Source organism: Enterobacter sp. AC1 (assembly GCF_050434705.1).
GTDB lineage: Bacteria > Pseudomonadota > Gammaproteobacteria > Enterobacterales > Enterobacteriaceae > Enterobacter > Enterobacter cloacae_L.
Map to the genome: position 1 here is coordinate 853,946 of NZ_JBNDIZ010000002.1, position 20,661 is coordinate 874,606.

20 protein-coding genes are annotated in these 20,661 nt (G+C 56.8%); 15 read left to right on the forward strand and 5 right to left on the reverse strand.

From position 1 onward, the window contains the following. The first annotated feature begins 7 nt into the window (after positions 1 to 7). From M2433_RS08930 to murJ, 3 genes are all read left to right on the forward strand, one after another. Entirely contained in the window at positions 8 to 658 is a 651-nt protein-coding gene (locus M2433_RS08930) for a YceH family protein (protein WP_429056921.1), read from the forward strand. Between the two features lie 2 nt (positions 659 to 660). Then, complete coding sequence (locus tag M2433_RS08935) at positions 661 to 1,584, forward strand: Gfo/Idh/MocA family protein (RefSeq protein WP_429056923.1); 924 nt, start codon at positions 661 to 663, stop codon at positions 1,582 to 1,584. 129 nt (positions 1,585 to 1,713) lie between these two features. Then, positions 1,714 to 3,249: a murein biosynthesis integral membrane protein MurJ gene (murJ, locus tag M2433_RS08940; RefSeq protein ID WP_059311041.1), complete on the forward strand. Its 1,536-nt coding sequence runs from the start codon at positions 1,714 to 1,716 to the stop codon at positions 3,247 to 3,249. A gap of 59 nt (positions 3,250 to 3,308) precedes the next feature. Here the strand turns inward: murJ and flgN are convergent, their stop codons facing one another. From flgN to flgA, 3 genes are all read right to left on the reverse strand, one after another. Next, on the reverse strand, positions 3,309 to 3,734 hold the full coding sequence (gene flgN, locus M2433_RS08945; protein ID WP_008500818.1) for a flagella biosynthesis chaperone FlgN: 426 nt from the start codon (positions 3,732 to 3,734) through the stop codon (positions 3,309 to 3,311). 4 nt (positions 3,735 to 3,738) lie between these two features. Next, positions 3,739 to 4,032 (reverse strand): flagellar biosynthesis anti-sigma factor FlgM, encoded by a 294-nt coding sequence (gene flgM, locus M2433_RS08950; RefSeq protein ID WP_047349008.1) that lies wholly within the window; start codon positions 4,030 to 4,032, stop codon positions 3,739 to 3,741. A 93-nt stretch (positions 4,033 to 4,125) separates the two neighbouring features. Further along, a complete protein-coding gene (gene flgA / locus M2433_RS08955; protein WP_429056929.1) occupies positions 4,126 to 4,785 on the reverse strand; it encodes a flagellar basal body P-ring formation chaperone FlgA in 660 nt (219 codons plus the stop codon). Positions 4,786 to 4,942: 157 nt separating this feature from the next. Here flgA and flgB point away from each other — a divergent pair, with 157 nt between their 5' ends. The 11 genes from flgB (at position 4,943) to flgL (ending at position 14,794) form a co-directional block, all read left to right on the forward strand. Then, positions 4,943 to 5,359, forward strand: coding sequence for a flagellar basal body rod protein FlgB (gene flgB, locus M2433_RS08960; RefSeq protein ID WP_008500815.1), 417 nt, complete (start codon positions 4,943 to 4,945; stop codon positions 5,357 to 5,359). A gap of 3 nt (positions 5,360 to 5,362) precedes the next feature. Continuing rightward, on the forward strand, positions 5,363 to 5,767 hold the full coding sequence (gene flgC, locus M2433_RS08965) for a flagellar basal body rod protein FlgC (RefSeq protein WP_223563090.1): 405 nt from the start codon (positions 5,363 to 5,365) through the stop codon (positions 5,765 to 5,767). Positions 5,768 to 5,778: 11 nt separating this feature from the next. Further along, on the forward strand, positions 5,779 to 6,489 hold the full coding sequence (gene flgD / locus M2433_RS08970) for a flagellar hook assembly protein FlgD (protein ID WP_429056933.1): 711 nt from the start codon (positions 5,779 to 5,781) through the stop codon (positions 6,487 to 6,489). Between the two features lie 26 nt (positions 6,490 to 6,515). Then, entirely contained in the window at positions 6,516 to 7,724 is a 1,209-nt protein-coding gene (gene flgE / locus M2433_RS08975) for a flagellar hook protein FlgE (protein ID WP_429056935.1), read from the forward strand. A gap of 20 nt (positions 7,725 to 7,744) precedes the next feature. After that, on the forward strand, positions 7,745 to 8,500 hold the full coding sequence (locus M2433_RS08980; protein WP_029740347.1) for a flagellar basal body rod protein FlgF: 756 nt from the start codon (positions 7,745 to 7,747) through the stop codon (positions 8,498 to 8,500). An 11-nt stretch (positions 8,501 to 8,511) separates the two neighbouring features. Continuing rightward, positions 8,512 to 9,294 carry a flagellar basal-body rod protein FlgG gene (gene flgG, locus M2433_RS08985; protein ID WP_008500810.1) on the forward strand — a complete coding sequence of 261 codons (783 nt, stop codon included), beginning with the start codon at positions 8,512 to 8,514 and terminating at the stop codon, positions 9,292 to 9,294. A gap of 57 nt (positions 9,295 to 9,351) precedes the next feature. Continuing rightward, entirely contained in the window at positions 9,352 to 10,050 is a 699-nt protein-coding gene (gene flgH, locus M2433_RS08990; protein ID WP_023335267.1) for a flagellar basal body L-ring protein FlgH, read from the forward strand. A gap of 12 nt (positions 10,051 to 10,062) precedes the next feature. Further along, a complete protein-coding gene (locus tag M2433_RS08995; RefSeq protein WP_029740346.1) occupies positions 10,063 to 11,160 on the forward strand; it encodes a flagellar basal body P-ring protein FlgI in 1,098 nt (365 codons plus the stop codon). Next, positions 11,160 to 12,113: a flagellar assembly peptidoglycan hydrolase FlgJ gene (gene flgJ, locus M2433_RS09000; RefSeq protein WP_047349003.1), complete on the forward strand. Its 954-nt coding sequence runs from the start codon at positions 11,160 to 11,162 to the stop codon at positions 12,111 to 12,113. The genes M2433_RS08995 and flgJ overlap by 1 nt, the downstream gene beginning before the upstream one ends. 75 nt (positions 12,114 to 12,188) lie before the next feature. Next, on the forward strand, positions 12,189 to 13,826 hold the full coding sequence (flgK, locus tag M2433_RS09005; RefSeq protein ID WP_429056938.1) for a flagellar hook-associated protein FlgK: 1,638 nt from the start codon (positions 12,189 to 12,191) through the stop codon (positions 13,824 to 13,826). Positions 13,827 to 13,840: 14 nt separating this feature from the next. Beyond that, on the forward strand, positions 13,841 to 14,794 hold the full coding sequence (flgL, locus tag M2433_RS09010) for a flagellar hook-associated protein FlgL (RefSeq protein WP_429056941.1): 954 nt from the start codon (positions 13,841 to 13,843) through the stop codon (positions 14,792 to 14,794). A 74-nt stretch (positions 14,795 to 14,868) separates the two neighbouring features. On the opposite strand, the gene M2433_RS09015 is transcribed toward flgL, so the two are convergent. Next, positions 14,869 to 16,083, reverse strand: coding sequence for an MFS transporter (locus M2433_RS09015; RefSeq protein WP_429056943.1), 1,215 nt, complete (start codon positions 16,081 to 16,083; stop codon positions 14,869 to 14,871). A gap of 145 nt (positions 16,084 to 16,228) precedes the next feature. On the opposite strand from M2433_RS09015, the gene M2433_RS09020 reads away from it, so the two are divergent. After that, positions 16,229 to 17,131: a LysR family transcriptional regulator gene (locus M2433_RS09020; protein ID WP_429056946.1), complete on the forward strand. Its 903-nt coding sequence runs from the start codon at positions 16,229 to 16,231 to the stop codon at positions 17,129 to 17,131. Positions 17,132 to 17,172: 41 nt separating this feature from the next. Here the strand turns inward: M2433_RS09020 and rne are convergent, their stop codons facing one another. Beyond that, positions 17,173 to 20,325, reverse strand: a complete 3,153-nt coding sequence (gene rne, locus M2433_RS09025) for a ribonuclease E (RefSeq protein ID WP_429056948.1) — start codon at positions 20,323 to 20,325, stop codon at positions 17,173 to 17,175. Positions 20,326 to 20,661 lie beyond the last annotated feature (336 nt).

Here is a 20,661-nt window from a genome sequence, read left to right on the forward strand (position 1 = left end):
AGAAAAGATGAAGTATCAGCTAAACGGTACAGAAGCGCGCGTGATTGGGTGCTTACTCGAAAAACAGGTCACCACGCCGGAGCAGTATCCGCTCTCCGTCAACGCCGTGACCATGGCCTGCAATCAGAAGACCAACCGCGAGCCGGTCATGAACCTGAGCGAGCATGACGTTCAGGACGTGCTGGATGCACTGGTAAAACGCCACTATCTGCGCACCGTCAGCGGCTTCGGCAACCGCGTCACCAAATACGAACAGCGGTTTTGTAATTCCGAATTTGGTGACCTGAAGCTGAGCAGTGCGGAAGTGGCGGTCATCACCACGCTGTTGCTGCGTGGGGCGCAAACGCCGGGCGAGCTGCGCACGCGAGCCTCCCGCATGCACGAGTTCGCGGATATGCAGGAAGTTGAACAGGTCCTGGAAGGGCTGGCCTCACGTGACGACGGCCCTTACGTGGTGCGTCTGGCGCGCGAGCCGGGCAAGCGTGAAAGCCGCTATATGCATCTCTTCAGCGGTGAAATTGATATTTCAGTTAATTCCATTATCACCGATGTTCCTGATGGAAATGACGATTTGGCTGCCCGCGTGGAGGCGCTGGAAGAAGAGGTCGCCGGACTGAAACAGCGTCTGGATGCATTGCTGGCACATCTGGGAGATTAACGGTGAAAAAATTACGCGTAGGCGTAGTGGGGCTGGGCGGTATCGCGCAAAAAGCCTGGCTACCGGTTTTAGGTGCGGCGACGGACTGGACCCTGCAAGGGGCATGGTCACCCACCCGAGAAAAGGCAGAGCGTATCTGCGAAACCTGGCGTATTCCGTATGCCGCTTCCCTGCCGGATTTGGCCCGCGAGTGCGATGCGGTCTTTGTCCATACCTCAACGGCAACTCACTATCAGGTGGTGAGCGAGCTGCTCAACGCGGATGTCCACGTCTGCGTGGATAAACCGCTGGCTGAAAATGTTCAGGACGCGGAACGGCTGATTGAGCTTGCCGCGCGCAAAAAGCTGACGCTGATGGTGGGCTTCAACCGCCGCTTCGCGCCGCTTTATCAGCAGCTTAAGGCGCAGTCCGGCACGCTTGCCTCGCTGCGGATGGATAAGCACCGCACCGACAGCGTCGGGCCGAACGATTTGCGCTTTACCCTGCTGGATGATTATCTTCACGTTGTGGATACGGCGTTATGGCTGACGGACGGCAATGCACAGCTGAAAAGCGGCACTCTGCTGACAAACGATCAGGGGCAGATGGTCTATGCGGAACACCACTTTTCCGTTGAGCATCTTCAGGTGACCACCAGCATGCACCGTCGGGCCGGTAGCCAGCGTGAATCCGTGCAGGCGGTGACCGACGGCGCGCTGGTCGACATTACGGACATGCGTGAGTGGCGCGAGGAGAAGGGGAGCGGCGTGGTGGCGCTCCCGGTACCCGGCTGGCAGAGTACGCTGGAGCAGCGCGGTTTTGCAGGATGCGCCCGTCACTTTATTACCTGTGTGCAAAATCAGACGGTTCCTGAAACGTCCGGCGAGCAGGCCATTATGGCGCAGCGCATTGTGGAAAGGCTCTGGCGCGACGCCATGAGTGAATAACTCGCTGTAACATCTGCGGATAGTAATTCGTTGAAATCGGGTTAGACTAAGCGCCGCTTGTTGGCTTTGCCGGGTGGCGCTTACGCTTACCCGGTCTACAAATCCGTATGGTTCTGGAAATTCACGTTAATGAACTTATTAAAATCGCTGGCAGCCGTCAGCTCGATGACCATGTTCTCCCGCGTGCTTGGTTTTGCGCGTGATGCCATTGTGGCAAGGGTCTTTGGTGCAGGGATGGCAACGGACGCCTTTTTCGTCGCGTTTAAATTGCCGAACCTCCTGCGCCGTATTTTTGCTGAAGGGGCATTTTCCCAGGCGTTCGTTCCTATCCTTGCGGAATATAAAAGCAAGCAGGGTGAAGACGCGACGCGCGTATTTGTTTCGTATGTCTCCGGGTTGCTGACGCTGGCCCTGGCTGTGGTAACCGTCATCGGGATGCTGGCAGCGCCCTGGGTAATAATGGTGACCGCGCCCGGTTTTGCCGATACGGCAGATAAATTTGCCCTGACCTCGCAGCTGCTGCGTATTACCTTCCCCTATATTTTGCTGATCTCGCTGGCCTCGCTGGTGGGAGCGATCCTGAACACCTGGAACCGCTTCTCTGTCCCGGCGTTTGCGCCGACGTTTCTTAACGTCAGCATGATCGGTTTTGCTCTGTTCGCCGCGCCGCACTTCAACCCGCCGGTGCTGGCGCTGGCCTGGGCGGTCACCGTGGGCGGGGTGCTGCAGCTGGCCTATCAGCTGCCGCATCTGAAAAAAATTGGCATGCTGGTGCTGCCGCGCATTAATCTCAAAGATGCCGGGGCGATGCGCGTCATTAAGCAGATGGGGCCCGCCATTCTTGGCGTCTCCGTCAGCCAGATCTCGCTTATCATCAACACCATTTTTGCCTCTTTCCTCGTGTCCGGCTCGGTTTCCTGGATGTACTACGCAGACCGTCTGATGGAGTTTCCGTCCGGGGTGCTGGGCGTGGCGCTGGGGACCATCCTGCTGCCGTCGCTGTCGAAAAGCTTTGCCAGCGGCAATCACGATGAGTATTGCCGCCTGATGGACTGGGGTTTACGTCTCTGCTTCCTGCTGGCCCTGCCAAGCGCAGTGGCGCTGGGAATTCTGGCCAAACCGCTGACGGTGTCGCTCTTCCAGTACGGGAAATTCACCGCCTTTGATGCCGCCATGACGCAGCGCGCGCTAATTGCCTACTCGGTCGGATTGATGGGGCTGATCGTCGTCAAGGTGCTGGCGCCGGGCTTCTACTCGCGTCAGGACATCAAAACGCCGGTGAAAATTGCTATTGTAACGCTGATTATGACGCAGCTGATGAACCTCGCGTTTATTGGCCCGCTGAAGCATGCAGGTCTGTCATTATCGATTGGTCTGGCGGCCTGTCTGAATGCCGGGCTGCTGTACTGGCAGCTGCGTAAGCAGGATATTTTCACGCCGCAGCCGGGCTGGGGAAGCTTCCTCGTGCGTCTGATCGTTGCGGTACTGGTGATGTCTGCCGCGTTACTGGGCATGCTGTACGTGATGCCGGAGTGGTCCCTGGGTACCATGCCCTACCGTCTGATGCGGCTGATGGCCGTGGTGGGCGTTGGGGTAGTGGCTTACTTTGCCACGCTCGCCGTGTTGGGATTCAAAGTGAAAGAGTTTGCCCGCCGTACGGCATAAACGCCAAAAGGGGAGTTCACCTTATGGTGCTCCCCGCTGCATGATTTGTCGCTTATGCATCAAATCGAAATCTTTTTAACACCCGCAATGCGCGCAGTCGCTGTCTGACCATCCGCACCGTACAGTCCGGTTTCTTTATGCGGTTTCAACACCTCAAGCGCCTGCTGATTACGCTCAATCTGACCTTCCAGTAGCCAGCCGTTGTGCTGGTTAAGATCGCGCAGGTGCTGGGTTTTTTCAGTAATGGTCTGCCAGCGCTCAATAATATCGTCATTGGCGCTGCGCTTAGGATCTTGCTCAGCGCGGCGCTGCTGCTCCAGATAATCCAGCGTCGCCAGAAGCGAACTTTTGTCTTCAGTAATACGCTGCAGCGCGCTGCCGTTGATGTGACCGGAAGAGAGATGCTGCTGTTCAGCGTCCATTACCGTTTTCAGGTCGTTCAGGACAACCGTCATTTGATCCAGTATTTCTGACAGTCGACTCATACGCTTAGTTACTCTGTAAGAAACTCTGTGCTTCCTGAATCAGGGCATCAGCGATCTTGCTGGTATCCATTTTCAGTTCACCGTTACGAATAGCCGTTTTCAGCGCCTCAACACGTTCCATGTTGATATCGTTGCTGCCTGGCTGCATCAGTTTTGCCTGAGCGTCGCTCAGGGTCACGCTGGTGCTGTTGGCCGTTGACGGCTTCTCCAGACGCGCTTTTTGCGGAGCAGCGTCATTCGTTTCGCGAGGCTGTACAGCGCTTACCGGCTTCAGGGCTGATGTACGATCAATGCTCATAGTGTTGTCCTCATCGAGGGTTCGCGGCGTTTGCGCCTGACATCATCATTAGTTGAATATTTATCGGCAAGCGCCGCGAAATCTTTAAAAAGATTATAGGTTAATCAGAATATTCCCATCAGCATCGACGGTTCCGCTCACCACCTGGCCTGAAGACATTCTGACGCGGGCGTTTTGCGCCACCGCGGCATTGTTTAATGCTTTCCCTTCACTGTTGATGCTAAAGCCCTCTCCGTTGGCCACGACCATCACCTGCTGGCCTGCTTTTACCCGCCAGGCCTGACGCAGCATCGAGAGCTGTATCGGCTGGCCGGGTGCGACATCGCGCAGGCTGACGGCATCCTGTGCCTGATTTATTTCCAGCATGGTTCGTGGAGGCAACTGATCCAGACGCCCGCGTTTCAGCGTCACGCTGTTTGCCTGCAGCAGGCTGCCGCGCGCAATGGGCACGGCGGCGACAACATAATTGCCCGTCGCCTGAACTGCAACCTGTAAATAGCGTTTTTCATTGGCGCAGCGTGCCAGCACGTTCACATTTCCCCACAGCCTGGTGAACCCCACCACGCTGAATGACGGCTGGTCACACGTCGGGTACAGATTCGGTGGCGTGCGCACGCTAACGTTAACGTCATCGCTAAAGCCTGCCAGTTTTTCAGCAAAAAAGGTCGTTAACTGCTCCTGTAAACCCTCAGCCTGCACCAGAGGGCTAAACAGCAAGAAAGTCGCCACCAGGCCACGTTTTAACGTTTGCATCGCAAGTTCCACCGTTTCCAGAGTTGAGTGAATTCTACCTGCAGTGGTTTTGCATCAACGGAATAAATAGCGACGCATTTTGCGCTTATTCCGTCGATAGGGGAGACCGGGTGAGATTTAAGCTGTGAACTGAAATTTTGCCATCAGCGGAGGAGACATGCTCGATAAACTCGACGCCGCGTTACGTTTTCAGCAGGAAGCGCTCAATTTACGCGCCCAGCGGCAGGAGATTTTAGCCGCCAACATCGCGAACGCCGATACGCCGGGGTATCAGGCGCGCGATATTGATTTTTCCAGTGAGCTCAAAAAGGTGATGGAGCGTGGACGTGCCGAAGGAACGGGTGTTGCACTCGCCATGACATCCTCTCGCCATATTCCTGCTCAGGCGATGACCGCGCCAGCGACCGATTTACTTTATCGCATTCCCGATCAGCCCTCACTCGACGGTAACACCGTGGATATGGACCGGGAGCGTACACAGTTTGCCGACAACAGCCTGAAATACCAGACGGGCCTGACCGTACTCGGCGGACAAATCAAAGGCATGATGAACGTCCTGCAGGGGGGCAACTGATAGATGGCCTTGCTGAATATTTTTGATATTGCCGGTTCGGCGTTAACCGCTCAGTCCAAACGTCTGAACGTGGCCGCCAGTAACCTGGCGAACGCCGACAGCGTGACCGGACCTGACGGGCAGCCTTACCGTGCCAAACAGGTTGTCTTTCAGGTCGATGCTGCGCCAGGCGCGGCGACGGGCGGCGTGAAGGTTTCGGAAGTGGTAGAGAGCCAGGCGCCGGACAGGCTGGTGTATGAGCCAGGTAACCCGCTCGCGGATGCCAGCGGATACGTGAAAATGCCGAACGTGGATGTGGTGGGTGAGATGGTGAACTCCATGTCGGCTTCCCGTAGCTACCAGGCCAACGTCGAAGTGCTTAATACCGTGAAGAGCATGATGCTCAAAACACTCACTCTCGGCCAGTAAAGGAGACATGCATGTCCATCGCCGTAAATGTGAATGATCCTACGAACTCGGGCGTCAGCAACACGAACAGTTCGACAGGTTCTAACTCCCTGACGGGGAGTAACGCCGCCGATCTTCAGGGCAGCTTTCTGACGCTGCTGGTGGCTCAGCTTAAGAACCAGGACCCGACTAACCCAATGCAGAACAACGAACTGACCACGCAGCTTGCGCAGATCAGTACCGTGAGCGGCATTGAGAAACTGAACACCACCCTCGGTTCCGTCTCAGGGCAGATTAACAGCGCCCAGTCTCTGCAGGCGGCAAGCCTGATTGGTCACGGGGTGATGATCCCGGGTACCACGATCCTGGCGGGCACCAGCACCACCGATGGCAATGCCACCACGACCACCACGCCGTTTGGCGTTGAACTGCAGCAGCCGGCTGACAAAGTGACCGCGACGATCACCGACTCAACCGGCGCGGTGGTTCGCACCATCGAAATTGGTGAACTGAAGGCGGGCGTTCACACCTTTACCTGGGATGGCACACTGACCGACGGCACCAAAGCGCCGAACGGTTCCTACAAAGTGGCAATCAGCGCCAGTAAAGGGACCACCCAACTGGTGGCACAGCCGCTGCAGTTCGCACTGGTCCAGGGCGTAATTAAAGGTAGCGACGGCAACAAACTGGATTTGGGTACCTCTGGTACCACCACACTCGACGAAGTTCGGCAGATTATCTAAGCCTTAACACTTATCAGGAGTAAGTCATGGCCTTTTCTCAAGCGGTCAGCGGCCTGAATGCTGCGGCCACCAACCTGGACGTCATTGGCAACAACATCGCCAACTCCGCGACCTATGGTTTTAAATCCGGTTCTGCTTCCTTTGCAGACATGTTTGCCGGTTCCAAAGTCGGCCTCGGCGTGAAGGTCGCAGGCATCACTCAGGACTTTACCGACGGTACTACTACCAATACCGGTCGCGGTCTGGACGTTGCCATTAGCCAGAACGGTTTCTTCCGTATGGTCGATGCAAACGGCTCGGTGTTCTACAGCCGTAACGGCCAGTTCAAGCTGGACGAAAACCGTAACCTGGTGAACATGCAGGGGATGCAGTTAACCGGTTATCCGGTTGCCGGGACGCCATCAACGGTTCAGACCGGGGCGAACCCACAAGCCATTAATATCCCGACCACGTTGATGGCCGCGAAGTCCACCACCACGGCTTCTCAGCAGATTAACCTGAACTCCACCGATACCGCACCGACCACCGCCTTTGATCCGGCTAACCCGGACACGTACAACAAAAAAGGTACGGTGACCGTCTTTGATAGCCAGGGTAATGCGCATAACATGAACCTGTTTTACGTCAAAGATGCGACCCCTGCTAACTCCTGGAAAGTGTATGCCCAGGACGGTAGCGTCGCAGGCAGCACGGCGGCACTGGCCACCACGCTGACCTTCGATAATAACGGTACGCTGACCGGCGGTGGAAATATCAACATCACTACCGCGACCATCCCAGGTGCGACGCCAGCGACCTTCGCCATGAGTTTTGCTAACTCCATGCAGCAGAACACCGGTGCGAACAATATCGTCGCGACCAGCCAGAATGGTTTTAAACCAGGCGACCTGGTGAGCTACCAAATCAATGACGACGGCACTGTGGTCGGTAACTACTCCAACGAACAGACCCAGGTTCTGGGCCAGATCGTGCTGGCAAACTTCGCCAACAACGAAGGTCTGAAATCTGAAGGTGACAACGTCTGGTCTGCCACGCAGTCCTCCGGCGTGGCGCTGTTGGGTACTGCCGGAAGCGGTAACTTCGGCACGCTGACCAACGGAGCGCTGGAAGCCTCAAACGTCGATCTGAGTAAAGAACTGGTGAACATGATCGTCGCGCAGCGTAACTATCAGTCGAACGCGCAGACCATCAAAACCCAGGACCAGATCCTCAACACGCTGGTTAACCTGCGTTAAGCGGCTAACAGGAAAGCGCAATGGATCACGCAATATATACCGCGATGGGCGCGGCAAGCCAGACGCTCAATCAGCAGGCCGTTACCGCCAGCAACCTGGCAAACGCCTCTACGCCGGGCTTTCGCGCGCAGCTTAATGCGCTGCGCGCGGTCCCGGTGGAAGGGCTCTCCCTGCCCACCCGTACATTGGTCACCGCATCGACCCCTGGCGCAGATATGACGCCAGGGCAGATGGATTACACCTCACGCCCGCTGGACGTTGCTCTGCAGCAGGACGGCTGGCTGGCGGTGCAAACGGCGGACGGCAGCGAAGGTTATACCCGTAACGGGAATATCCAGGTGAGCGCGACGGGCCAGTTGACGATTCAGGGTCACCCGGTAATGGGTGAAGCGGGTCCGCTGACCGTGCCGGAAGGCTCGGAGCTGACTATCGCCGCGGACGGCACCATTTCGGCGCTGAACCCGGGCGATCCGGCCAATACCGTTGCGCCCGTCGGACGTCTGAAGCTGGTTAAAGCGGAAGGTAAAGACGTACAGCGTGGCGACGACGGCATGTTTCGTCTGACCCAGGCGGCTCAGGCGACGCGCGGTGCCACGTTACAGGCCGATCCGAGCATTCGCGTGATGTCGGGCGTACTGGAAGGCAGCAACGTTAAGCCGGTAGCCGCCATGAGCGACATGATCGCCAGCGCCCGCCGTTTTGAAATGCAGATGAAGATCATCAGCAGCGTGGATGAAAACGCGGGCAAGGCTAACCAACTTCTGGCTATGAGTTAACAGGACTCCTTATGATCAGTTCTTTATGGATCGCGAAAACTGGCCTGGACGCCCAGCAAACCAATATGGACGTGATTGCCAACAACCTGGCAAACGTGAGCACCAATGGTTTCAAGCGTCAGCGCGCCGTTTTCGAAGATTTGCTTTATCAAACCATCCGCCAGCCGGGTGCGCAGTCTTCTGAACAGACGACGCTGCCGTCAGGCCTGCAGATCGGTACCGGCGTTCGTCCGGTCGCCACCGAGCGTCTGCACAGCCAGGGCAACCTGTCTCAGACCAACAACAGCAAAGACGTGGCGATCAAAGGTCAGGGCTTCTTCCAGGTGCAGCTGCCTGACGGGACTTCTGCCTATACCCGCGACGGCTCGTTCCAGGTCGATCAGAACGGCCAGCTGGTAACGGCGGGCGGCTTCCAGGTTCAACCTGCGATCACCATTCCGGCGAATGCCCTGAGCATCACCATCGGACGTGACGGCGTGGTCAGCGTAACCCAGCAGGGACAGGCCGCGCCGGTTCAGGTTGGACAGCTTAACCTGACCACCTTCATGAACGACACCGGTCTGGAAAGCATTGGTGAGAACCTCTACACCGAAACGCAATCCTCCGGTACGCCAAATGAGAGCACCCCGGGCCTGAACGGCGCGGGCCTGCTGTATCAGGGCTATGTTGAAACCTCCAACGTGAACGTCGCGGAAGAGCTGGTGAATATGATCCAGGTCCAGCGCGCGTATGAAATTAACAGTAAAGCAGTGTCGACGACCGATCAGATGCTGCAGAAACTGACGCAACTCTAAGGTGTAGTCCGGTGCGGTAAACGCCGCACCGGCTCCCTGTTTTCGAAGATGAAGGCAATGCAAAAAAACGCGGCGTTTCGTTATCCGATACTGACTGTTCTGGCTGTCACCCTCAGCGGGTGTGCTTTGATCCCGTCTAAACCATTGGTCCAGGGTGCGACGACTGCCCAACCCGTTCCTGGCCCAGCGCCAGTGGTAAACGGCTCCATTTTCCAGACCGCGCAGCCGATTAATTACGGTTATCAGCCGCTGTTTGAAGATCGCCGCCCGCGTAATGTCGGCGATACATTGACCATTGTGCTGCAGGAAAACGTCAGCGCGAGCAAAAGCTCGTCGGCGAATGCCAGCCGCGATGGCAAAACGAATTTTGGCTTCGATACCGTACCGCGCTATCTGCAGGGCCTGTTTGGCAATGCGCGTGCTGATGTCGATGCCTCTGGCGGCAACACCTTTAACGGTAAAGGCGGCGCGAACGCCAGCAATACCTTCAGCGGCACGCTGACGGTCACGGTTGACCAGGTGCTGGTTAACGGCAACTTACACGTTGTGGGTGAAAAACAGATCGCCATCAACCAGGGCACTGAATTCATTCGTTTCTCGGGCGTGGTTAACCCTCGCACCATCAGCGGCACCAACACCGTTCCGTCCACCCAGGTGGCGGATGCGCGCATTGAGTACGTCGGTAACGGCTATATCAATGAAGCGCAAAATATGGGTTGGCTGCAGCGCTTCTTCCTTAATTTATCGCCGATGTAAGCGAGGTGACCCATGTTTAAATCGATCTTCGCCGTGGCGCTCGCGCTGGTGGCAACCTTTGCCCAGGCTGACCGTATTCGCGATCTCACCAGCGTCCAGGGCGTGCGTGAGAACTCGCTGATTGGTTATGGCCTGGTGGTGGGGCTGGATGGTACCGGTGACCAGACGACCCAGACGCCCTTCACGACCCAAAGCCTGAACAACATGCTCTCCCAGCTCGGCATTACCGTGCCGGCGGGAACCAACATGCAGCTGAAAAACGTGGCTGCGGTGATGGTCACCGCGTCCTACCCGGCGTTCGCGCGTCAGGGGCAGACCATTGACGTGGTGGTTTCCTCAATGGGTAACGCCAAAAGCCTGCGCGGCGGTACGCTGCTAATGACCCCGCTGAAGGGCGTCGACAGCCAGGTGTATGCGCTGGCGCAGGGTAACATTCTGGTCGGCGGTGCGGGTGCATCCGCAGGCGGAAGCAGCGTGCAGGTGAACCAGCTTAACGGTGGACGTATCACCAACGGTGCGATCATTGAGCGTGAACTGCCTACCCAGTTTGGCGCGGGCAATACCATTAACCTGCAGCTCAATAATGAAGACTTCACGATGGCGCAGCAAATTGCCGATACCATCAACCGCAGCCGCGGCTACGGTAATGCAACGGCGCTGGATGCGCGTACCGTGCAGATCCGTACCTCCACGGGCAGCAGCAACCAGGTGCGCATGCTGGCAGATATCCAGAATATGGAAGTGAACGTTCCGGTACAGGATGCCAAGGTGATCATCAACTCCCGTACCGGCTCAGTCGTAATGAACCGGGAAGTGTCGCTGGACAGCTGTGCCGTCGCGCAGGGTAACCTCTCCGTGACGGTAAACCGCTCCGCGAACGTGAGCCAGCCGAACACGCCATTTGGTGGTGGTCAGACCGTGGTGACACCGCAAACGCAGATTGATATGCGCCAGAGCGGCGGGTCACTGCAGAGCGTTCGCTCCAGCGCCAACCTGAACAGCGTGGTGCGCGCCCTGAACGCCCTGGGGGCAACGCCGATGGACCTGATGTCTATTCTGCAATCCATGCAAAGCGCGGGCTGCCTGCGCGCCAAACTGGAAATCATCTAATGCTGACCGATAGCAAACTGTTGACCAGTGCCGCATGGGATGCCCAGTCGCTCAACGAACTGAAAACCAAAGCAGGCAAAGACCCGGCGGCGAATATCCGCCCGGTCGCCCGCCAGGTGGAGGGGATGTTTGTACAGATGATGCTGAAGAGCATGCGTGAAACCCTGCCGAAAGACGGGATGTTCAGCAGTGATTCAACGCGTCTCTACACCAGCATGTATGACCAGCAGATTGCGCAGCAGATGACCGCCGGAAAAGGCCTCGGTCTGGCTGACATGATTGTGAAACAGACCGAAGCCGCGCAGGGTATTCAGCCTCAGGATCGGCCGGAGCAGGTGCCGATGAAGTTCGACCTGGAAACGGTGACCAGTTATCAGAACCAGGCCCTGACGCAAATGGTGCGTAAAGCCATACCTAAAGCGACGGACAGTGGCGATGAGCCGCTCTCGGGTGACAGCAAAGACTTCCTGGCGCAGCTTTCTCTGCCTGCGCGCCTTGCCAGCCAGCAGAGCGGCGTGCCGCATCACCTGATTCTGGCGCAGGCCGCGCTGGAGTCGGGCTGGGGTCAGCGCCAGATCCGCAAGGAAAACGGTGAGCCGAGCTTCAACATCTTCGGCGTGAAAGCCACTTCCAGCTGGAAAGGGCCGACGACGGAGATCACCACCACCGAGTACGAGAACGGTGCGGCGGTGAAGGTCAAAGCAAAATTCCGCGTCTACAGCTCTTATCTGGAAGCGTTGTCCGATTATGTGGGCCTGCTGAGCCGCAATCCGCGCTATACCGCCGTTACGCAGGCGGCGACGGCGGAGCAGGGGGCGCAGGCTCTGCAAAATGCGGGCTACGCGACCGACCCGAACTATGCGCGCAAGCTCACCAGCATGATCCAGCAGCTGAAATCCATGGGCGAGAAGGTCAGCAAAGCCTATAGCACAGATATTGAAAATCTGTTCTGAAAGTTCTCAAGTCCCGGTGGAGGTTGCCGATAACCTTCATCAGGACTCGTGTCTGAACGTATAAAAGGAACCCCCATGTCCAGTTTGATTAACAGCGCCATGAGTGGCCTCAGTGCTGCGCAGTCGGCACTCAATACCGTCAGTAATAATATTTCAAGCTACAACGTGGCAGGTTACACCCGCCAGACCACCGTGCTGGGTGCCTCTAACAGCACGCTGACCGGCGGCGGCTGGGTGGGTAACGGGGTGTATGTCTCCGGTGTACAGCGTGAGTATGACGCTTTCATTACCAACCAGCTGCGCGCCGCGCAGACGCAGAGCAGCGGCCTGACGACGCGCTATCAGCAGATGTCAAAAATCGACGATGTGCTCTCTGACTCCACCAATTCACTGTCGACCACGCTGCAGGATTTCTTCAAAAGTATGCAAACGCTGGTCAGCAACGCTGAAGATCCGGCTGCGCGTCAGACGGTGCTCGGTAAAGCGGATGGTCTGGTCAATCAGTTCAAAACGAACGACCAGTATCTTCGCGACCAGGATTCTCAGGTCAATACCGCAATAGCGTCAAGCGTTGAGCAAATTAACAACTACGCAAAACAGATTGCGAATCTGAACGATCAGATCTCCCGTTTGACCGGCGTGGGGGCGGGTTCATCACCAAACGACCTGCTCGATCAGCGCGATCAGCTGGTTAGTGAACTGAACAAAATCGTGGGGGTTGAAGTTGCAGTCCAGGATGGCGGCACCTATAACGTCTCCTTTGGCAACGGTTACAGCCTGGTGCAGGGCAGCAAAGCGAACCAGCTGGCGGCGGTGAAATCGAGTGCCGATCCGAGCCGGACGACGATTGCCTTCAGCGATGAGGTGTCCGGCAATATCGAAATTCCCGAGAAAATGGTCACCACCGGCTCTCTGGGAGGGTTATTAACGTTCCGCTCCGAAGATCTGGATAAAGCGCGTAACAACCTGAATCAGCTGGCGCTGGCCTTTGCGGATGCGATGAATAAGCAGCACGAAGCCGGATTTGATGCCAATGGCGATGCCGGCGGTAAGCTGTTCGACTTTGGCTCGCCATCCGTTGTGACCAACAGCCGCAATACCGGTACGGCAGCAATGACGGCCTCCGTAGCAGACAGCACGAAGGTGCAGGCGACCGATTACAAACTGCAGTTTAACGGAACGGACTGGACCATTACGCGTTCGGACAAAACCAGCTTCACCATGGCTCCGGACGCAAGCGGCAATCTGTCCTTTGATGGCCTGAATGTCAACGTGAGCGGTACTGCGAACACAAAAGACAGTTTCATCCTGAAGCCTGTTTCTGACGTCATCGTCAATATGGAACTTAAGTTCAAGGATGAATCCAAGCTGGCAATGGCTTCGGCAAGCAACGGCGGCGAAAGCGATAACCGCAACGGTCAAAAGCTGTTGGATCTGCAAAACAGCAAGGTGGTTGGCGGAAATAAAACGTTCAACGATGCGTATGCTTCTCTTGTCAGCACGGTCGGGAGCTCAACGGCAGCACTGAAAACCAGTAGCGAAACAAAAGCGAATGTGGCGACGCAGTTAACCAAACAGCAGCAGTCCATTTCCGGGGTCAACCTCGACGAAGAGTATGGCAATTTGCAGCGCTATCAGCAGTATTACCTTGCCAATGCGCAGGTATTACAAACGGCCAGTGCACTCTTCGATGCAATTATCAATATCCGCTAAGGCTGAGGTGAAGAATGCGTATTAGCACCCAGATGATGTACGATCAGAACATGCGGGGTATCACCGATTCTCAGGGCAAGTGGCTGAGCTACGGTGAACAAATGTCTACCGGAAAGCGCGTCAATCGCCCGTCTGACGATCCTATCGCGGCATCGCAGGCTGTAGTTCTGTCACAATCGCAATCCCAGAATAGCCAGTTTGCGTTGGCGAGAACGTTCGCCTCGCAAAAAGTTTCACTGGAAGATAACGTGCTGAGTCAGGTTAACGCTGCGATAACCAGTGCGAAAGAGAAGCTCGTCAATGCGGGAAATGGAACGCTAAGCGATGACGACCGTCTGTCTCTGGCGAGTGACTTGCAGGGTATTCGCGACCAGCTCATGAACCTGGCAAACTCGGCGGATGGTAATGGCCGTTATATTTTTGCTGGCTATAAGACCGAAGCACCGCCCTTTGATGCCGCTACCGGTGATTATAATGGGGGTACGCAGGCCATTTCTCAGCAGGTTGATACCGCCCGTAATATGGTCATTAGCCATACCGGTCAGCAGATCTTTGAAAGTATTACCAGTAATGCTAAAGAACTTCCTGGCGGCGGTTATGGTGAGACGAATATGTTCAAGATCCTCGACACGGCAATTTCCGCCCTCAAGGTTCCAGTTGATAACGACCCCGCCGCGGCTGAAGTACAGAATAAAGCTATTTCTGATGCGCAGGTCGGCATTACCAATACCCAGAATAACGTCCTTACCGTTGTGGCGGATGTGGGTACCAAGATGAATGAACTGGAAAAACTCGATAACCTGGGTGACGACCGCGCGTTGGGGCAGACCCAGCAGATGAGCGACCTGATCGATGTTGACTGGAACAGCGCGATTTCGTCTTACATCATGCAGCAGGCGGCCCTGCAGGCCTCCTATAAAGCGTTTAGCGATATGCAGGGTATGTCCCTGTTCCAGCTGAACAAATAACATCTTAACCTCTTGGAACATGTCTTGAAACTGGGCATGTTTTACTGCCCAATCCATCAGGATTGGGCATTTTTTTATGCGGCTTCTGCCGGTGCGGAGGCAACGCGTGCGCTTTCAATCAGACGAATTGCCAGTGCAATGACGCCACAGGACGTCGCCAGCGCGACCACGCCCGTCCAGCCAGCCAGCGAGTAGATATTGCTGCCTAACGCTGAACCCAGCGCCATCCCGATAAACACCACCGTAAAGAGAAGGGCATTCAGGCGACCCCGCGCCTGCGGCTCAAGGCTGTATACCAGATTCTGATGGGCGACCAGGCTGGACTGCAGGCCCAGATCGAACCCGACGGCGGAGAGGGCGATCAGAATCAGCTGTCCTTGGACCCCCAGCGCGGGCATCAGGAACATCAGGGCGAAGGAGGCGGTTACCAGGACTGCACCAAGCTGCGTGACTTTTCCCGCACCCAGTTTGTCCGCCAGCCCCCCCGCCAGCGGAGCAGCTAGCGCACCGGCGGCACCTGCAATACCAAACCCCCCCGCGACGGCACTACCAAGGTGATAGCGTTCCAGCAGCATGACCGCAAGCGTTGACCAGAAGGCGCTGAAGGCAATCGACAGAAAACCCTGAGCCAGCGCCGCGCGGCGCAGGGCCGGGTAACGACGCCACAGGTGTTCCATTGAGCGCATCAGCGCGGGATAGCTCAGCGTGGAGTGAATGGCAAAACGGGGAAGCACAAACCACATCATCACCCCGATGAACGCAATGCTCGCCGCTGCCAGCTGGTACATGACGCGCCAGCCAAACGCCTCGCCCACCACGCCGCTCACGGTTCTTGATAATAAAATACCCAGCAGCAGCCCGGTCATTACCGTGCCCACGGTTTTCCCCTGCTTGCCTTCCGGGGCAAGGATTGCCGCGGCGGGGACGATATCCTGTGCCATGGTGGCGGCCATGCCGATGAGCAGGCTTGCCAGCAGCAGAGAATGGAGCTGCCCGGTCAGGCTACAGCCGAGAAGAAACAGCGCCAGCGCAGCACTTTTAATCAGGATTAACGTCCTGCGGTCGTGGCGATCGCCGAGCGGTAGCAGGAACAGGATGCCGAGCGCGTAGCCTGCCTGAGTCAAGGTGGGCACCAGCCCCATGCCTTCAATGCTCAGATGAAGATCGGCACCCATCAGCGGCAGAAGGGGCTGCGCGTAGTAGATTGATGCCACGCTGAAACCAGCCCCCAGGGCCAGCATAAAAATCACCCAGCGGCTTGCAGCGTGGGGAGTGGTTGTTGTGTTCATACGTTATTCCTCATTCGTCGTGTGAGGTTATTTTTTATCAGTATGCCTTGCGACGGTAGCGGGCCCGGTGGTAAAACGCTTATACGTTGGACGTATAAGTGAAAATGCGATGAAAAGAGCTGAGCGTATAGACAGGGTAGAGCTCATGCGGACGTTTGTCCGGATTGTTGAGGCGGGTTCACTCTCCGCGGCGGCACGGCAGCTGGCAACAACCCAGGCCACGGTGAGCCGACGGTTACAGTCGCTTGAAACAATGCTGGGTGTGCGTCTGATGTTGCGCACCACCCACACGACGCGGCTAACGGATGACGGCGAGCGTTGCTATCAGCACGCCCGTCGGGTGATCGACAGCTGGCTGGCGCTGGAAGACGAGGTGGGGCAGACGGAAGATGAGCCTGTGGGCGTATTGCGGGTGCGGGCGCCGCACGCGTTTGGTCAGGACCAGCTTCTGAAACCGTTAACCGAATTTTTGCAGCGCTACCCGCAGCTTTCGATTGAGTGGATGCTTAACGATCGCTCGGCGGATTTCCTGGGCGACAACCTTGACTGTGCGATTCGGGTGGGCGTGGAAGTCGATCCGGCGACCGTATCCGTGCTGCTGGCGGAAGTGCCGCGCTCGGTGGTGGCTTCTCCTGATTTGCTGGCCCGTTTCCCGACGGTTAACGCCCCGGAGGATTTGCAACAGCTCCCCTGGATAGCCATCAGCTCGTTCTACCAGCGCCATGTGGAGCTTTTTCACGATGCAGCACCTGCTCCCGCGCGAGTGGCTATTACCCCACGCCTTAGCACCGACAGCCTGTACGTTGCACGCAATACGGCGCTCACCGGGCTTGGCGTGGCGGTTGTATCCAGCTGGACGGTACAGGATGATCTTCAGCAAGGGCGGCTGGTGCATTTACTGCCAGAGTGGCAGCCAGCGGCGTTACCGGTGCATCTGGTTTACCCCTGGTCCCGTTATTATCCGGCGCGCTTGCGGCGTTTTCTGGAGCTGATGCGGCAGATAATGCCGGAGGTCACCGGGATGAGAAAGCCTGTGCAGCAGCCATAAAAAAAGCCGACCCGGAGGTCGGCTTTTTACTTTCTGTGTCGTTATTCGACAGACTGCGGACGCGTCGCCGGTGCAGTCGCCTGATGCGTTGCACTGTGGCCGCCTGCAGCGCCTTTACCTTCGAAGTTGAACTCCGGGCGTACCCAGTCGCTGTGACGCGGGGCTTCTGGCACGTACTCCGGCGCCGGAGCGCGCGTCATAGGTGCGGTCGCCACGTGGGCTGCGGCTGGTGCAGAAACAACCGGTGCTGGCTTCACTTCAGGCGCTTTCGCTTCTTCGGCTTCACGAACAGGTTCGACGGCAATCTCAACGTCCTGAACAACTTCTTCAGTCGTCGTTTCAACGATGACTTCAGCTGTGTCTTCCACTGCAGCTACAGGTTCTGCCTCTTCAGCAACTTCCTCAGCCACTACGGTATCTTCTTCAGCAATAAGCTGCGGTGCGGCATCAACCGGCGCGGCAATCACTTCAGGGTGCGTAGTTTCCACTTCTACCGCGTGTGGGGTTTCTTCAACCTCAACGGCCTGCGGTTCAACCACGGTAGCCGCTTCAGTCACGACCTCTTCAGCGACAGCAGCAGGTGTAATCACCTCTTCGGCCACCGGCTGTTCTTCAACTACCTGCTCCGGGCGAGCAACCGGGTAGCGGATCCAGACTTTGCCGGAGGCCATTTCTGGCGAAGCACAGGCAATGGTCAGCGGCATTGGCGACTGAGCCGGGTAACGCTCGTCACGATAGCGACGACGGCGCTGGCCGCTGACGCGCAGATGACGTGGAGAACGACGTGAACGGCGCGGCATGCCGGCGTTATCACGGTTCTCACCGTTTTCATCCTGTTCAGCGCTGTTTTCAACGACCGCTGGCAGGTCGACTTTTGCCAGCTGTGTACCGGTTGCGCTCTCGTTTGTTTCAGCGGCGACAAGGGTTGACTCTTCGGTTGCTTCGGAGGCGAAGCGTACTTTCTGAGCAAGCTGACGCTGCTTACGACGCGGCATAACCTGAGTACGTTCTTCCTGCTCGCCGTCCTGCTGTTCAGCAGGCTCTTCGCGGTTCAGGTTTTTGACTTCCTGCTGCGCCTGACGCTTCTCGTCGTTACGACGACGGCTACGTTCGCGGCGCGGCTGCTGGTCGTCACGCTGTTTGCTCTTCTCAGACTCATCGCCCGCCTGCTGGCGAATTTCACGATCTTCAACATTAACGTTCTGCTGTTGTTTCTCGCGACGGTTGCGACGGTTGTCTTCGCGTTGCTCACGGCCTTCGTTATTCTCAGAGCGGTTGTCACGGTTGTCACGGTTGTCGCGACGCTCGCTGCGGTCATTACGGTCATTACGGTCGCTGCGGTCATTACGATCGCGACGGTTGTTCTGACGCTTACGGCGGTCCTGTTGACGCTCAGGTTTGGCCGCTTTTGGCTCTTCTTTCGGTTGCTCTGGCTGAACTTCCTCGCCGGCAAACATTTTCTTCAGCGCGCCAAAGAAGCGGCTCAGCAGACCCGGTTGCTCTGGCTCGGCTTTCGCCACCCTGGCTTCTGGTTTCTGTGCCATAGGTTTTGCAGCAGGTTTTTCCAGAGCTGCTTCCGGCGGTGCTTCTGGCATGATGAAGGTCGCTAATGCAGGCTGCTCTGGCAGTTTGCGCTCGGCAGGCTCTTCATCGGATGGCAGAGCCATCTCTTCTTCATGCAGCTTCGGCAGCAGGTAGCTGAGGGTGGTCGTCTCTTCGCCCTTACGCACGCGCAGCACGTGATAGTGCGGGGTCTGCATCTGGTCGTTTGGCACGATGATGCAGCGAACGCCACCCTGACGCGCTTCAATCGCACTGACCGCCGCACGTTTTTCGTTAAGCAGGTAAGAGGCAACGGGCACCGGCACAATGGCGTGAACCTCTTTGGTGTTCTCTTTCAGCGCTTCTTCTTCAATCAGACGCAGGATAGAGAGGGACAGAGATTCGTTATCACGCACGGTACCGGTGCCGGAGCAACGCGGACAAACGTGATGGCTGGACTCACCGAGCGACGGGCTCAGACGCTGACGGGACATCTCCAGGAGGCCGAAGCGTGAGATATGGCTAATCTGGATACGCGCCCTGTCCTGACGCACCGCTTCGCGCAGACGGTTTTCAACCGCACGCTGGTGGCGTACAGGGGTCATATCGATGAAGTCGATAACAATCAGACCACCCAGGTCGCGCAGGCGGAGCTGGCGGGCGATTTCATCAGCGGCTTCGAGGTTAGTGTTGTAGGCGGTCTCTTCGATATCGCCACCGCGCGTTGCACGCGCGGAGTTGATGTCGATAGCGGTCAGCGCTTCGGTGGTATCAATTACGATAGAACCGCCGGACGGCAGACGCACTTCACGCTGGAAGGCGGACTCAATCTGGGATTCGATCTGATAGTGGCTGAACAGCGGGATTTCACCGGTGTACAGCTTAATTTTGCTGGTGAAGTCCGGACGGCCCAGCGCGGCGATGTGCTGGCGCGCCAGCTCAAGCACTTTCGGGTTATCGATCAGAATCTCACCGATGTCCTGACGCAGATAATCACGGAAGGCACGTACGATAACGTTGCTTTCCTGGTGGATCAGGAACGGAGCAGGGCGGCTTTCCGCCGCTTTCTGGATAGCTTCCCAGTGCTTCAGACGGAAGCTCAGGTCCCACTGCAGCGCTTCGGCTGATTTGCCCACGCCTGCGGTACGCACGATAAGCCCCATGCCATCAGGCAGTTCGAGGCTCGCCAGCGCTTCTTTCAGCTCGGTACGGTCATCGCCTTCGATACGGCGAGAGATACCACCCGCGCGCGGGTTGTTAGGCATCAGAACCAGATAGCTCCCCGCCAGACTGATAAAGGTGGTCAGTGCGGCGCCTTTATTGCCACGCTCTTCTTTATCAATCTGAACGATAACTTCCTGACCTTCACGCAGAACATCTTTGATGTTTGGGCGGCCATGGGCGTTGTAGTTTGCAGGGAAATATTCGCGGGCGATTTCTTTCAGAGGGAGGAAACCATGACGCTCAGCACCGTAATCGACAAATGCAGCTTCAAGGCTTGGTTCAATGCGGGTGATTTTACCTTTGTAAATGTTCGCTTTTTTCTGTTCGTGTCCAGGACTTTCGATATCCAGATCGTACAGGCGCTGCCCATCCACAAGGGCGACACGCAACTCTTCTTGCTGAGTTGCGTTGATTAACATTCTTTTCATCGTAACTTACTCGTTATTCTTACATTGACGACAAAGCTGCGGGCAAGGTGACGCTTTCCGGGGTATGAACCGATGGCCTCGTGTCTGTTCACGTCGCCAACCTCACGGTTGTCGCTCGCTTAAGAGGCGCAGAGTGTCGGTTGCCTGTATTTCATACGGAAACACAGCGCAATTATCAGGGGAATTGCCTGGGTAGAACTCTCCAGAAAACAATCCTTATACCGGGAAGTACTGCAACCCGCAGCCCGCTAACTGCCTGAAAGATCAATACGTCTTACGCCATTGCTGCGTGGATGATCGGTCAGACAAAATTGGTCATTCCGTCGACATCCTTAC

Coding starts and splice junctions, on each gene's coding strand:
- M2433_RS08930 (WP_429056921.1), top strand. CDS start 8: ATGAAGTATCAGCTAAACGGTACAGAAGCGCGCGTGATTGGGTGCTTA.
- murJ (WP_059311041.1), top strand. CDS start 1,714: ATGAACTTATTAAAATCGCTGGCAGCCGTCAGCTCGATGACCATGTTC.
- flgN (WP_008500818.1), bottom strand. CDS start 3,734: ATGAGTCGACTGTCAGAAATACTGGATCAAATGACGGTTGTCCTGAAC.
- flgM (WP_047349008.1), bottom strand. CDS start 4,032: ATGAGCATTGATCGTACATCAGCCCTGAAGCCGGTAAGCGCTGTACAG.
- flgA (WP_429056929.1), bottom strand. CDS start 4,785: ATGCAAACGTTAAAACGTGGCCTGGTGGCGACTTTCTTGCTGTTTAGC.
- flgB (WP_008500815.1), top strand. CDS start 4,943: ATGCTCGATAAACTCGACGCCGCGTTACGTTTTCAGCAGGAAGCGCTC.
- flgC (WP_223563090.1), top strand. CDS start 5,363: ATGGCCTTGCTGAATATTTTTGATATTGCCGGTTCGGCGTTAACCGCT.
- flgD (WP_429056933.1), top strand. CDS start 5,779: ATGTCCATCGCCGTAAATGTGAATGATCCTACGAACTCGGGCGTCAGC.
- flgE (WP_429056935.1), top strand. CDS start 6,516: ATGGCCTTTTCTCAAGCGGTCAGCGGCCTGAATGCTGCGGCCACCAAC.
- M2433_RS08980 (WP_029740347.1), top strand. CDS start 7,745: ATGGATCACGCAATATATACCGCGATGGGCGCGGCAAGCCAGACGCTC.
- flgG (WP_008500810.1), top strand. CDS start 8,512: ATGATCAGTTCTTTATGGATCGCGAAAACTGGCCTGGACGCCCAGCAA.
- flgH (WP_023335267.1), top strand. CDS start 9,352: ATGCAAAAAAACGCGGCGTTTCGTTATCCGATACTGACTGTTCTGGCT.
- M2433_RS08995 (WP_029740346.1), top strand. CDS start 10,063: ATGTTTAAATCGATCTTCGCCGTGGCGCTCGCGCTGGTGGCAACCTTT.
- flgJ (WP_047349003.1), top strand. CDS start 11,160: ATGCTGACCGATAGCAAACTGTTGACCAGTGCCGCATGGGATGCCCAG.
- flgK (WP_429056938.1), top strand. CDS start 12,189: ATGTCCAGTTTGATTAACAGCGCCATGAGTGGCCTCAGTGCTGCGCAG.
- flgL (WP_429056941.1), top strand. CDS start 13,841: ATGCGTATTAGCACCCAGATGATGTACGATCAGAACATGCGGGGTATC.
- M2433_RS09015 (WP_429056943.1), bottom strand. CDS start 16,083: ATGAACACAACAACCACTCCCCACGCTGCAAGCCGCTGGGTGATTTTT.
- M2433_RS09020 (WP_429056946.1), top strand. CDS start 16,229: ATGCGGACGTTTGTCCGGATTGTTGAGGCGGGTTCACTCTCCGCGGCG.
- rne (WP_429056948.1), bottom strand. CDS start 20,325: ATGAAAAGAATGTTAATCAACGCAACTCAGCAAGAAGAGTTGCGTGTC.